This is a genomic window from Ignavibacteriota bacterium (assembly GCA_016713565.1).
Classification (GTDB): domain Bacteria; phylum Bacteroidota; class Ignavibacteria; order Ignavibacteriales; family Melioribacteraceae.
On record JADJOX010000007.1, the window covers coordinates 302,281 to 316,761 of the forward strand.

13 protein-coding genes are annotated in these 14,481 nt (G+C 30.6%); 2 read left to right on the plus strand and 11 right to left on the minus strand.

What is annotated here, in order from left to right; translation table 11 throughout:
* Positions 1-30: 30 nt before the first annotated feature.
* From IPK06_08375 to IPK06_08420, 10 genes are all read right to left on the minus strand, one after another.
* The gene (locus IPK06_08375; protein MBK7980001.1) at positions 31-1,035 is read right to left on the minus strand and encodes a hypothetical protein; all 1,005 of its coding nucleotides are present in this window, start codon (positions 1,033-1,035) and stop codon (positions 31-33) included.
* Positions 1,035-2,600, minus strand: coding sequence for a hypothetical protein (locus tag IPK06_08380; GenBank protein MBK7980002.1), 1,566 nt, complete (start codon positions 2,598-2,600; stop codon positions 1,035-1,037). The genes IPK06_08375 and IPK06_08380 overlap by 1 nt, the downstream gene beginning before the upstream one ends.
* Before the next feature lie 2 nt (positions 2,601-2,602).
* Entirely contained in the window at positions 2,603-3,412 is an 810-nt protein-coding gene (locus tag IPK06_08385) for a hypothetical protein (GenBank protein MBK7980003.1), read from the minus strand.
* 182 nt (positions 3,413-3,594) lie between these two features.
* Positions 3,595-4,449, minus strand: a complete 855-nt coding sequence (locus IPK06_08390; GenBank protein ID MBK7980004.1) for a site-2 protease family protein — start codon at positions 4,447-4,449, stop codon at positions 3,595-3,597.
* Positions 4,450-4,571: 122 nt separating this feature from the next.
* On the minus strand, positions 4,572-5,420 hold the full coding sequence (locus IPK06_08395; GenBank protein ID MBK7980005.1) for a DUF1207 domain-containing protein: 849 nt from the start codon (positions 5,418-5,420) through the stop codon (positions 4,572-4,574).
* Between the two features lie 62 nt (positions 5,421-5,482).
* Positions 5,483-6,472, minus strand: a complete 990-nt coding sequence (locus tag IPK06_08400; protein ID MBK7980006.1) for a radical SAM protein — start codon at positions 6,470-6,472, stop codon at positions 5,483-5,485.
* A complete protein-coding gene (locus IPK06_08405) occupies positions 6,472-7,563 on the minus strand; it encodes a glycosyltransferase (GenBank protein ID MBK7980007.1) in 1,092 nt (363 codons plus the stop codon). The genes IPK06_08400 and IPK06_08405 overlap by 1 nt, the downstream gene beginning before the upstream one ends.
* Positions 7,542-8,186, minus strand: coding sequence for a polysaccharide deacetylase family protein (locus IPK06_08410; GenBank protein ID MBK7980008.1), 645 nt, complete (start codon positions 8,184-8,186; stop codon positions 7,542-7,544). Before IPK06_08410 ends, IPK06_08405 begins: the two co-directional genes overlap by 22 nt.
* Positions 8,183-9,313, minus strand: coding sequence for a glycosyltransferase (locus IPK06_08415; GenBank protein MBK7980009.1), 1,131 nt, complete (start codon positions 9,311-9,313; stop codon positions 8,183-8,185). The genes IPK06_08410 and IPK06_08415 overlap by 4 nt, the downstream gene beginning before the upstream one ends.
* The gene (locus tag IPK06_08420) at positions 9,310-10,110 is read right to left on the minus strand and encodes a flippase-like domain-containing protein (protein MBK7980010.1); all 801 of its coding nucleotides are present in this window, start codon (positions 10,108-10,110) and stop codon (positions 9,310-9,312) included. The genes IPK06_08415 and IPK06_08420 overlap by 4 nt, the downstream gene beginning before the upstream one ends.
* Positions 10,111-10,404: 294 nt before the next feature.
* Here IPK06_08420 and bshC point away from each other — a divergent pair, with 294 nt between their 5' ends.
* Together bshC and IPK06_08430 are read left to right on the plus strand one after the other, a co-directional pair.
* A complete protein-coding gene (bshC, locus tag IPK06_08425) occupies positions 10,405-12,021 on the plus strand; it encodes a bacillithiol biosynthesis cysteine-adding enzyme BshC (GenBank protein MBK7980011.1) in 1,617 nt (538 codons plus the stop codon).
* Positions 12,022-12,023: 2 nt separating this feature from the next.
* Positions 12,024-12,686, plus strand: a complete 663-nt coding sequence (locus IPK06_08430) for an alpha/beta hydrolase (GenBank protein ID MBK7980012.1) — start codon at positions 12,024-12,026, stop codon at positions 12,684-12,686.
* A gap of 83 nt (positions 12,687-12,769) precedes the next feature.
* Here the strand turns inward: IPK06_08430 and ettA are convergent, their stop codons facing one another.
* Complete coding sequence (gene ettA, locus IPK06_08435; GenBank protein MBK7980013.1) at positions 12,770-14,452, minus strand: energy-dependent translational throttle protein EttA; 1,683 nt, start codon at positions 14,450-14,452, stop codon at positions 12,770-12,772.
* Positions 14,453-14,481 lie beyond the last annotated feature (29 nt).

The window sequence follows — 14,481 nt, forward strand, 5'->3', positions numbered from 1 at the left end:
ATTTAATTTCTAACAAAAATACACAAAAAATTAAAACAAAATATCAAGCCCAATAATATGATGATCATAAGACGAATAAGGTTCAATTGAATAAGCATAGTTAACGCTTATTAAAATTTCATTTATCATCTGCGAATATGAAAATCCTAATGCAGGTTTCATTGGAATATCAAAATTAGAAACGCTGATTCGGTCTATTCCTCCTCTTAAAAACAAGTTTTCATAAATATTATATTCTGTTCCCAACCTTATAAAATCGGTTTCTGCACTGCTGTGTTCGTATTCAATTGTAGCGACTAACTTAGGATCATTAAATTTATACGCTGAAGATATTTTCACTAAAAACGGAAATTCATTAAAAGTCGAATTGCCGTCTGTTCCATAAAGACCGCTTGTATCCCATTTATATTTTGAATTAATATCGGCAAGAACAATTCCAAAATTCAGCTTGTCGCTAAATTTATACAAGGCTCCAATATCAAAACCAAAGCCGGAAGAAGTAATATCTTCATAAAGTTTGTAGTAAAATAATTTTAATCCAATTCCCAATGACAACTTTTCAGAGAATCTGTTTGAAAAATTTAAAAAGAACTGATTTTCCGAAGTCGACAAATCTTTTATTTTTTCACCTTGGTTATCTCTCGCGTCAATATTGCTTACGCCGGCATTTATCAAACCAAAGCTAATTCCCGCAATTGAACGGGGTTTTCCATCGGAAGATTTATTTTTACCGAATTCCAATTTTCTTGTAAAGTTCAAGAAATTCAATGATCTGTCTAATGATAAAAACGAATATGAGGTTTGAAAATAATTTTTTTCCTGAAAAGCAGATAAAGCAGGATTGTAATAAGATACCATATTTCCTTCATCCAAAGCGGAAATAGAATTGCCCATTGCAATTCCGCGCGCTCCAAAACCCATTCTGCTGAATGCTCCGGCCATACTATTTAATTTGGAAAATTCCGGCTGTGCCATATTTACTGAGGAAAGGAATAATAAAATTCCAAAAATATTTATGGATAATTTTTTAATCATTACATCAGCACCATAATTTTGCCAAAAATCGGTTCGGTATCGCCAACATCAATCCTATAAAAATAAACACCATTGGGAACATATTTTGAATTTTCATCCCTGCCGTCCCAGTTATCAATAATTTCCTTTCCGCCGTTTCGGTTTGCATTTTGAATTACAGTTCTCACCAAATTCATACCAAAGTCAAAAATTCTAATTGTTACTTGCTGCGAGTTTCCACTAAACATATATTTGATATTTATTTGTTCGGTATCGGGTTTAAAAGGATTTGGAAAAGCAATAGCTTGTGTTCTGGAAGCAATATTTGGAGAAGAAAGAAACACTTTCCAGTTACCTGACCACATTCCGTTTGATTCAGTCAATTCAGCCGTTCCGGCTTCAGTACCAAACCAAATATTATTTATTGATGAATTATCCAACAAACAATTAACTGCCCTAAATTTTGTAGAGTTTAATTTAACTTCTGTTTCAGAATCTATAATTTGAGGTAAATTAATCCACGTCAATCCTAAATCATTTGAACGAAAAACACCATTATCGGTGGCAGCCATAACATCCGATTCTTCACCTGTTAAATTAAACGTAAAACCAATATCGTGAATATTTTCGCCGGTAAGATAAGTTTCCCAATTATTTCCCATATCGCTTGAAGAACTTAAGCCGTAAAATTCAGTTGTTCCTTCAGCTTTCCAAGTAGCTGCCCAAATAATTTTCCGTGAAAAATCATAGTCCAGTTTAAGCACAAAATTTCCGCTTATAGAATTATCTTGATTAGTGTGTGTAAATTTTTTCCAGCTTATTCCGCCGTCTGTACTTAAGTTAATTCCATTTGCGGTACCAACAAGAATTGTAGAATCATTAATTGCCTTTAACGAAAAGAATCTATGATTCAAATTATTTTCAAAACCTAAGGCTCCCGAAGATGGTGAAACCGTAAAATTTAATGTATCTGTCGGTTTTATTGAATTCAAATAATCGGGTGGAACAACAACTTTTTCCCACGTTTTGCCTAAATCGTTACTTTTCCTAAAACCGCCGTAAAACGAGGCGATCCAAATAATATTTTTTGTAAAGGCAATGCTTCTCGTAAAATTTCCTTCAACAACTGGAATTGGTAAAGCGCGAAGAGTATTTATGCCATATACAATTGATGAATCATCTTGAGCGTCAACAGGCTGAGGAATGTCTATCCAAGTTTCACCTTTATCGGGAGAATAATGCAATCCTGTACCAACAGGAACAACGTCATCGGAATTTTCCAAAGGATGCCACGTGGCACACCAAATTGTATCTTTATTAATTGCTAAGGCGGAAATCCCTTCTTCACCGAATTTATAATTTGTCCAACTTTCACCGCCGTCTGTCGATTTACTTAATCCAAGAGTAGTTGCAACCCAAATATCAGTTCCCATAAATTCAATATATTCAACGGCATTACCGCTCGGCGTTGGATCAGCAAGAATTTTACTTAAACTATTTTGTTCAATGCTAAAAGTATTCGGAAGCTTTTGCGCAAATGAATTTACTAAAAAAATTGTCAGAAATATTAAAATGCTTTTTTTCAAAATTAATTTACTTTTAGTGAAAAATTAATTGTATTGCTTACAGAACCGGATTTATCAACAGCGTAAAATGTAAAATGCCAAAGACCGGTTTGAGAGCTTGTGCCGAAACTGTTCTTTAGCGAAAAGATTCCATCATTTGGAGTTAAATCACCAGAGCCGCTTACATCGCCATTATCAAACATCGGAAACTTCTTATTAGTATTATTTGCATCGGAATAAACAATTGAACTATCGGGACGTAATAATTCAAAATAAACTTCCTTAACATCATTCAATCCGTTTGGATCATTAACTTTAATTGAAAATACAAAAGAAGTATTTCTATCTATCTGCGATGGAATATTAAGATCTGAAATAACCGGAGCTAAATTAGCAGCGTTACTTAAAAATTTAAATTTCTTTTCCGCGGCTTTTTTAATATTTGTGCCGTTTGGGTTTATGTTATCTTCAACATAAAAATCAATTACATAATTTCCTGTAAGTAAGTTTTCATCAAATGTATATTCCCCGGAATAAGTTTTCTTAACCGTTACATCTTTGGTATTCATAAAAATCAAATCGCTGATTTCTTCACTGCCGTCCAAATTGGAAATTACAAACCATACTTTCTCAATTGATTGAGTGTTTTTAATTGTAATAAAATTTTCCAAAACTTTATTTGATTCGGAATACGCGAATTCATTTGGAGAAGAAATACTTTCAACAATATATTCAGCGGATTTTGATTCAACAATATCGCTTGGAATTTCTTCACAGCCAATTATGAATAAAAATGCGAATAACAGCAATATTTTAATAAACTTAAATTTCATCTAGAATAAAAGATGTGATTGATTGAAGAATTTGACTGAAAGAAACCACATGAAAATTTACTTTCCTTTTTAGATTAAAATTGAAATAAAGTAGCAAATTTTTCTATGGTCACCTTTTGATATTTTCAAACTAAAAATTATAGAAGAACCTTTAAACTTACAAGTACATTTTTTACTGCCTACTAAAAGCTGAGATAAAATGGAGACGGTGAAAATGATATCAATAGAATAAATAAACTAAAATATCCCAATATCATTCTTTTCCAACCCAATTTTTCAAAATGCCTTACCGGAGGATGTTTTACTTTAATTATAAAAAAAAGAATAACTGCCCAAAAAAGCCAACCCGACCATCCAAAACCAATATTTAATTCTAATAATCCGTCAACAATTCCAGATATACCAAAGATTACCAGAAAAATCATTGAAATACTTGCAACAGCTTCCTGTAATTTTGATCCGAACATACTGTAAACAATATGACCACCATCTAATTGTCCGACCGGTATCATATTCATTGCCGTAATTAAAAGACCAAACCAGCCTGTCATAAGATACGGATAATGATATACTTCTGTCATTGGCGGAACAAATTGTTCTTTTGAGGTAAATAATTCTTTAAGAAAAATAAATAACAAATTATTTCCAAATTCAAGAGTCATTGAATTTTTTCCGTATTCCGGCGAAAAATAATCGGGGTGAATTGCCAAGAGATATTCGATTGAAGGCAAATGAGTGAACCCATAAATTAAAATTATCAATGAAGCTATAAATCCTGCAATCGGTCCCGCAATTCCAATATCGAACATTGCTTTATTTGTAGGAATTTCTGATTTTGTTCTTATTACAGCTCCCATAGTTCCAAAATTGAAAAATTCCGGAATCGGAGGAATTGGAATAAAATACGGAAGTGTTGCTTTAACTTTGTGGATCTTTGCGGCAAAATAATGTCCAAACTCATGCGTTGATAAAATAAAAAGCGCCGACAAAGAATATGGAAGTCCTATTGCCAATGATTCTAAATCATACGGACCCATCGTTCCAGTTATCCATTCAGTACCTGCAATTACAGTTGTTACAAATGTTACCAAAAAAAGCAGCAAATGAAAAAGCGGACTTTGAAAAAATTTATTTTTAGTCAAATGATATTCCTTAAAAACTATAAATCAACATTAAATCCTATGGAAGAAAATTTTTCTTTAACGTCAAAATATTCCCCATGAATATTGTATCCGTTAAAATATCTAAAATAAATGCTAAATCCTTTTCCTTTAGGATTTCCGATTTTAATTCCGGCTGATAAAGAATTATTTCCGGTGTAGCTGTATATGTTTATCAATCTAAAATCATAGGCTAAAAATGGCGAAATTTTACTGCTAATTAAATTAGTAAAAAAATAATCAAAACCGAGTTGATACTGATCCTGACCTAAATTATTAGGATCAACTTTGTAAATGTATGTGATCCCGGTGTAAATTCTTAGATCATGAAATCTCAGATAAGGCATTAACTCAAAAAACTCTCTGCTGTAGACTTTTGGCTTTCTGTTATCTCTCCATTGATTCAATTCTTTATCAAAATGACCGTCAACAAAATGCGCGCTGATGTGGCTAAATCTTAACCTTGAGCCAAATTCTACATCAACACAATTTGTTTTATATCCCAAATTAAATCCGAAAAGATAATCTACTGCGTCAACCGGAAAATGAAAATCATTCTGACTTCTTAACAATGTGTACGTAAATAAATCCGCACCAAACGAAAAATTATTTTTGTCATCCAATTTATAATGTAAAATGTCAATAGAATTTCCAACGTTAAGACTTAATTCATTTCTGTCTGTTTTAAATTCAAATCCCAATTTTGGTTCTAACGTATTTGCAATGTATGGCTGAACCAATAAATTTGAAGGAAAGAATTCAAGATTTTCCTGCGCTAATTGCACGGAAAATGTTGAAATGATGATTAATAAAATCAATAAATTTTTATTTCGCGATTGAGTTTTCATCAGCAAACATCCGGATATTTTTTAAGACAATAATTTCTGCAAATTTCTAAGAATCAAAATTATTACAATTTAGATCTTACAATTTTCTTTTTAATTTTTTGTTTAATTAACTTATTATAACCATACTTAAATTTAGAAGTAACGCTTGCTAATCCGTACAAATTTGTGGGGAAAGCAAACGAAGGTTCAAAATAACAATTTACAGTGCAGCCGCCGCAAAAATCAAATCTTCCTTCCATTGCTAAGAAATATTTATACTTTTCCGACTGCATAATTTCTTTAATCGGCTTATCAATTTTTATTTTATCATTTTCAAAATGATAACATGGAAGTATTATCTCATTAAACGGCGATATTACAATTACTCTAGAAACCGCTTTGCATAGCGGATCATCTATATTATTTCCACCGTTTCTGCGCAGTGTAAGAAATGACGGATTAATATAAATATCTAATTTGCCGTTAACATATTCTTCAATAAAATCCATTGCTTCATTTGTTAAACCGGGGTTACCGAAATAGGAAAAAACGGGGTTTACCAACAAAACCAAATCTCTCTTTGCGGCTAATTCATGCATTTGAGGAAGTTTCTTGTAAGTATCATTTGTAACGGTAAAAAGTATATCGGGAAACTCTCCAATACTTTTCGCAATTTCAACGCTTTCCAAAACCGAATTGTAGCAATCTATTTTTCTAATTTTATTATGTTCTTCTTCATCGGGTGAATCCAAAGAAAAATGCAAAAGATTTACTTTTCCGGCTAATGATTCGGCATATTTTTTATATAGAAGTGTGTTGGTTGTTATGCTTGTCTGCATTTTATAATTTTTAGCGAGCGTTACCATTTCGGAGATATCTTTATTTAACAATGGTTCTCCACCTGTTAAATCAATGAACTTAACTCCTAAATCATAAAGCTGAGAAATGTTATTCTTAAAATCTTCCAAACTTGCGTGTGGTGTATTTTTAAATTTACCATGTTCCGCAAAATGACAAAACTCGCAATAAGCATTGCATCTATATGTAACGTAGTAATTACATAAAAGCAGCATTAAAATTCCCTGCCTTTCCAAATAACTTTTTTGTTAAATAAAATATTGATCCCGGTTATAACAAAATATACCGGCAAATAAATTTCGAAAAACAAGAAATTCAGTATTTTAAGTTTTAGCTCAAGAGCTTTATAAATATTCGAGATCATAAAATAATCGGTGAATATTTTAAATAAGAATAAATAAAAAATTGTTGTTGAATAAAAAAACGGAATCAATAAAGTTAGAACAATTACAGAAATTGCCGTACCAATTACAAAAGCGCCGTCAAGTCTTACATTTAATCCGCCGACAGCCCAACGTTTTTTTTGCCTAAATAAAGTTGTTAAATCTTCACATGGTTTTGAAGTAACCAAACCGCCGGAATCAACAGGATAAATTATTTTATACTTTTTATCGTCGAAAATAGCCATAAGTAATTGAAAATCTTCTGTTACGGAAAACGGAATTTTTTCATATCCGCCGACTTCCAAATACGCGGATTTTCTGTACGACATATTATTTCCAATTGCGGAGATCGGTTTCCAAAAATTTATAGCGCCCGCCGCAACCGTAAGCAAATAAATAAAATCAATATCCTGAACGGCTTCAAAAATATTTTTAAACTTTTGATTTGTATAACCGCAAACCATGCCAACTTCTTTAGTGTAATAACTTGCCAATGTTTTTATCCAATTTGGATTTACAACACAATCCGCGTCGGTTGTAAAAATTATTTCACCTTTTGAAACATCGATGCCGTTTGCTATTGCTCTGGCTTTCCCTTTAATTTCACCAAAATTCTTTATCGGCTGTATAAGTTTGAAAATCGGTTTATCGGCAATAAAATTTTCTATAATATTTTTTGTTTGATCATCGGAAAAATCATCTACTAAAATTATTTCTAATTTATTTTTAGTATAAATCAACTCATCCAATGATTTTAAACATTCTAATATATTCTTCTCTTCATTTCTTGCCGCTACAATAACTGTGCATGTCGGAAAGTTGATTTCCTCAATTTTGGGAAACTTCTTTTTTGCACCAATTGAAAGTAAAACAGCTTGAATGAAATAAAGTGATATAGCAATTATGAAAAGTGTCTCAAACATTCAGACGGTTTTCCAATTTGATAATTTTTCTTTTCAGCATTTTCCAAAGTTAATTTAATAGAATCTACTATAATATCCTTAGATCTATTGCTGTCATGAAACACAATTATAGATTTTTCCATTAAATAATTTTCGATAGCAAATTTAACAATATTTAGATCATTTTTATAATCAAATGTTAATAATGACCAAAGTACATTTTGCAAATTAAATGAATTTAAAATTATATTTGTCCGCAAGTCAAATCGACCGTGAGGTGGTCTAAAATATTTTATTTTATAATTTAAATTTTCCAAAGCATAATTTTGAACAGAGCCGATTGATCGAAATATTTCATCTTTCTTTTGTTTTGTAATTTTTTGATGTTTTAAAGTATGATTTCCAATTTCATGCCCTTCTTCTATAATTTCACGCGCAATTGAACCGTATCTTTCAATATTTTCACCGACACAAAAGAAAATTGTTTTAACGTTATTTTTTTGTAATTCCTTTAAAATTTTTTCCGTTGTATTGGGATTTGGTCCGTCATCAAAAGTTAAAAGTATTTTCGGATTTTCAGATTCCCACTGAAAATTAGAAAATAATTTTTTGATTAATATCGGAGGATTATATTCCCATTTCATCTTTTAACTTTTCTGCCTTTCCATTCATAGTTACCGAACAATCCGGAAAATCCCGCTAAAATTATGTAAGGGATATGTAAAATTTCTGCGAGAAGAAATAATTTTAGGCTAACTTTTTTGAATAAGTCAGTTGATTCACGTCTTACAATTTGATTTTCGGTAAAAACTTTAAAAATAAAATTAAACATCAGGCTAACAAAAAATAGTTTATCGTAAAATATTCCAAGTAAAAACTGAATTAAAAAACTTAAATAAAAAATATAGATGAAAAGCAATTTTAACGTAATTGATTTTTTAACATAATAAAAACTTTTACTTGCCCAACGTTTTCTTTGATTTACAAATTCCTTAATTGTTTTATTCGGATGCGTATAAGAAACAGCATTTTTATCATAACAAAATTTTACTTTATAATCTGTACGGGTTGATATTTTCTGCATTAAAAATTCATCATCTCCGGATGATAGATTTAAATTATCTTCGTAACCGTTTACCAACTTAAAAACAGATTTTCTAAATCCTAAATTTGCCGCATTACAAATTATGGGTTCATTAATTCCAATTAATGCCGCTCCTACAATTATCAAACTTGAAAATTCCAATTTCTGCAATTTTGAGAATATTTTTCCGTCATCAACAAATTCTACCGGACCGGAAACAAATCCGGTTTCCATATCAAATTTTTTCACCATTGTTGATAGCCAATCACGTCTATGGAAACAATCGGCATCTGTAGTAATAATAATTTCACCTTTAGAATTTTCTATAGCGATTTTTAACGCAAGTTTTTTATGTGCTCTGTCATTAAAATTATTTTCGGATTTAATAATTCTAACATTATTGGAAGAAATATTATCTTCAATAACTTTAACCGAATTATCATCCGAATTATCATCAACGTAAATAATTTCATATCTATCTTTGGGAAATGACTGCGATTCAACACTTGCCAAATTTCTTTGTAAAATATTTTCTTCATTTCTAAAGGGAATGATCACACTTACAAATTCATTCAACGAATTACTGTCAAGATCATTTTTTACAATTTTCAACCCGTTAACAATTTTTATGAGGAATATTAAATAATAAAATGAAACAGCGGCAAAAATTAAAAATAATATTATCATTTTTGTTTTCTGATAAGAAGAGCCAAACCGATAATTGAAGGAATTAACACGTTAAATAAAAATAAAAATATTGCGGAGTTAAAACCAACGGCTTTTGATAAACCCATTTTTGAAAGCACAAATACCGAAGTACTTTCGCGAATGCCGAGATCAGCAAATGAAATAAATGACAAAACGCTTTTCACGAACATTACCAAAGTTCCCGACCAAAATGCATAAATAAAACTGCCGCCGTTGTTAAACGCTAGAACTAAAATTGAATACTGCGAAACATATATAAAATAAAAAACTATGGAATAAACAATTAACAAATTAAAACTGTTATGTTTAATTTCTTTTACGTATTTCAATTCAAGAAATAGATCATTAAAGAATTTGAATTTATCGGTCAGATATTTAACAAACTTTGTCGACTTTTTTATTCCTCTTAGAAAAAAAACAAATAAAACACTTATTATTATAAATAACAAACTTGCTAATCCGGCGTATGATAATGAAAAATATTTATACAAAAATAATATTCCGGTCAACGCTCCAATTACTAAAACCAAAAATAATGATGTAAATTTTTCAATAATTGTCGCAATTGTTATTTTCATCAGAGATGTATTTTCAAAGGGAAATTTTCTAGCAACGTATTCGCCGATTCTTGCCGGAGTTGCGATTCCTCCGCTAAATCCATAAAATAATGACAAAAATATTTTCTTTTTATCTTTTATTCCTAAAAGTGAATTGCAAACAACTTCCCACTTTAAAAATTGAACATAAATATTTAAAAACTTAATAAAAAAACTAATAAAACTAAAATTTTATTTGACGATTTGATAGCGTTTATAATTTCTTCATAGTTTACGTACTCAATTAAGTATATCAGTAAAATTACCGCAATTGAAATTTTTGCAAAAAACTCGATTCTATTTTTTATCATCATCAATTCAAATTTATTTTAAAAATTAGTCAAATCATTTTGAAAAATAAAGACTACAAATTTATAAATTAATCAAAGAATAGCCTTTAAGAAAAATTTATTCATGTAAACAATCTGTAAGATTTATATTTTTAGGAAGTGAATGTTGAAAAATGGAGTTAAAATGAATATAGATTTTAGTCAAATTCCCGGAATGAGTCAACTTTTTGTTGATTATGTAAATAATTTTGAAAAAGTAAAAAACTATTATGAAACCAATTTCCGGGATGAAAATACGTATGAAGAAATCTTTAGCAAAATTTCCAATGAAAATGGACCAAAACTTTATGATATTATAAAAAATCAGTACAAAAATCAGAAATTCTCCGAAAAGACAAAATCAAATATTGAATTGATAAAAAATGAAAATACTATCGCTGTTATTACAGGTCAGCAGCTTGGTTTGATGGGCGGACCGCTATATACAATTTACAAAATTTTTACGGCTGTCAAATTAAGCGAGTATTTAAACGAAAAATTTAAGAAATATAATTTCATTCCGGTTTTTTGGATGGCGGGTGATGATCATGATTTTGAAGAAATTTCAAACGTAAAATTACTTAACAATGACAATGAAATACAAACAATTTTATATAATGAAGAAATTCAAAAAGAAGAAAATTTAGGAAGTGTTGGTTCGCTTAAATTTACTGAGGCATTAATTGAATTTAAGCAGAAAATTTTTTCGTTTTTAAGAGATACCGAATTTAGAAGTGAACTTAATAATTTTGCTGATGAAGTTTTAGATTCAAACCTTACAATTGCGGAATCATTCTTCAAATTTACATTTAAAATTTTTGACGAAACCGGTTTGATAATTTTTAATCCGCAAGATAAAGAAGTTAAAAAATTATTAGTCCCGATCTTTAAAAAAGAGCTTAATAATTTTAAGTTACATACAAAAGATATATTGTTAACCAGCGTTGATCTGGATGAAAATTATCATTCGCAAGTAAAAGTAAAACCAATAAATTTATTTTTATCTGATGAAACAGGAAGACATTTAATTGAACCGGCGGATGATGAATTCAGACTTAAAGGCAAACGAAAAAAAATTACTTTGGCGGAAATATTCAACCTACTCGATGAGAAACCGGAAAGTTTTAGTCCCAATGTTTTACTAAGACCAATATGTGAAGACTTTCTATTCCCAACCGGATTTTATGTAGCCGGTCCAGGTGAAGTAAATTATTACGCGCAGGTAGTACCACTTTACAAACATTTTAACATTCAGCATCCTTTCGTTTTTCCAAGAGCTTCCGCAACAATTATTGAAAGCAATATTGCCAAAATTCTTATGAAATATAATTTAAGCACTCAGCAGTTTTTCGGTGATTTTGAAAAAATGAAAGAAACTACTCTTAACAGTATTTCGGATAACAATGTTGAACAAATTTTTGCCAATTGTTCGGCAAACATTACAAACGAATTAAATCAATTATCTAATTTATTGGAATCAATTGATAAAACTTTAATCGATCCGACAAAAAATACAAATGATAAAATTCTAAATCAGTTGGAAATATTAAAGACAAAAGCTTTGAAATTGCAGGAAACAAAATATGATGCTACAATTAGGCAACTTAAAAAAGCAAGAAACAGCATTTACCCGAATGATAATTTGCAGGAAAGAGAATTAGGCATTTTAAATTTTATAAATAAATATGGATTTGACTTTTTTGATTGGCTTTATAATGAATTAGATATTCATGAATACAAACATCAAATTCTTGAACTCTAAAAATGTACGACATTTATTTTATCCCAGGTTTATGTTTTGATCAAAGATTATTTGAAAACCTTAAGCTTAATTCCGGTAGTTTACATTTCTTAAATTGGCTTGAACCTGATGAAAATGAAAGTCTGGTTAACTATGTAAACAGATTTTCTAAATTAATAGAAGTTAAAGATAGAAAAATAATTTTAGTCGGTCATTCTTTTGGCGGAATTGTCGCTCAGGAAATTTCTAAAATTATAAAACCGGAAAAAGTTATTATTATTCCCAGCATAAAACACAGCAATGAAAATCCACTTTCTTTATTGATGTTCAAGCATTTTCCCATTTATAAATTATTTAATAGGAAATTAGTCTTAAAAACATTTCCCGTTTGGGCAAATTTATTCGGATATAATTCCGATAAAGGTAAAGCTATTTTTATTAATATGATAAATAACTGCACGGAAAATTATTTTAAATGGGCATTTCATCAAGTTGTTAATTGGGAAAATTTGACGAAAAATGAAACAAATTTATTTCATATTCATGGAACAAATGATAAAACATTTCCGATAAAATTAATTTCAGACTCAATTGTTATAAAAGACGGAAGTCATTTTATGATCCATTCAAAAGCGGAAGAAGTAGGAAATGTACTTAATGAATTAATTAGCGAAAAAGTCATTTAACAAAATTACATATCAATAATCTATCTTCGCAATTATATATTAACAATGAGATAAATTCAAAACGTCAGCCTTAGAATCAAAATTTATCTTATTAATTTTTTGTACTTTATTCTTTGGGGAATATCTGCAGCCGAACCCAATCTCTCTCTTCTATTTTCTTCATAATCGGAGAAATTTCCTTCAAACCAAACAACTTGGCTGTTGCCTTCAAACGCTAAAATATGTGTGCAAATCCTATCCAAAAACCATCTATCGTGACTAATAACCACTGAGCATCCGGCAAAATTAAGAAGACCTTCTTCCAATGCGCGCATTGTGTTTACATCCAAATCATTTGTAGGTTCATCCAGCAGAATCACATTTGCGCCTTCTTTTAAAACTCTTGCCAAGTGTACTCTATTTCTCTCTCCGCCGGAAAGCACGCTTACCTTCTTTTGCTGATCGCTGCCGGCAAAATTAAACTGACCAACGTAGGCACGCGAATTCATTTCTCTATTACCCAATTTTATTATGTCAGAACCTTCCGAAATAATTTCCCAAACTGATTTGTCAGATTTCAAAATATCTCTGCTTTGATCAACATATGCTAATTTAACAGTTTCACCTATTTTAAAATTTCCCGAATCCGCATTTTCCAGTTCAATTATCATTCTAAATAAAGTTGTTTTGCCCGCTCCATTTGGTCCAATTACGCCTACAATTCCACCCGGAGGAAGTGAAAAGTTTAAATTTTCAAAAAGTAATTTATCGCCGAAAGCTTTAGAAACATTTTCAGCTTGAATTACAACGTTACCCAATCTTGGTCCAGCAGGAATATAAATTTCCAATTCTTTTTGAACCTGTTCTTTTTCATCTTTCAGCATATTCTCATAAGATGTAATTCTTGCCTTGGATTTTGCCTGTCTTCCGCGAGGCGACATTTTAATCCAATCTAATTCACGCTGTAATGTTTTTTGTCTTTCCGTTTCTTTTTTCTCTTCAAGTTTTAATCTATTTTGTTTTTGCTCAAGCCAAGATGAATAATTTCCCTTCCAGGGAATTCCTTCACCTCTATCCAATTCCAATATCCATCCCGCTACATTATCCAGAAAATACCTATCGTGTGTTACAGCAATTACAGTTCCCGCATATCTGTTCAATTCCGACTCAAGCCATAAAACTGTTTCGGCATCTAAATGGTTTGTCGGTTCATCCAAAAGTAATATATCCGGTTTCTTTAACAGTAACCGGCACAAAGCAACTCTTCTTTTTTCACCGCCGGATAAAACTTTTACTGAAGTTTCTCCCGGAGGACAGCCTAGCGCATTCATCGCCATTTCCAATCTTGAATCTAAATCCCAAGCATTCATTGCGTCTAATTTATCTTGAACTTTTCCCTGCTTTTCAAGTAGGTTAGTCATTTCATCATCAGTCATTTCCTCAGCAAATTTTGCGTTTATTTCATCAAATTGTTTTAACACGTCAACTATTTCCTGAACTCCTTCTTCAACAATTTCCTTAACAGTTTTTGTTTCATCGAGCTGAGGTTCTTGTTCCAAATAACCAATTGTATATCCTGGAGATACGGCGGTTTCGCCATTAAATTCTTTATCTACTCCGGCTAGAATTTTTAGTAATGAGCTTTTCCCTGAACCGTTTAAGCCAAGCACTCCAATCTTCGCGCCATAGAAATAGGAAAGATAAATATCTTTTAATATAACTTTTTTATCATAGTATTTACTAACACCGATCATTGAGTAAATTACTTTTTTATCATCAACACTCATTTTATCTCCAAAACATTTTTATTTTCATA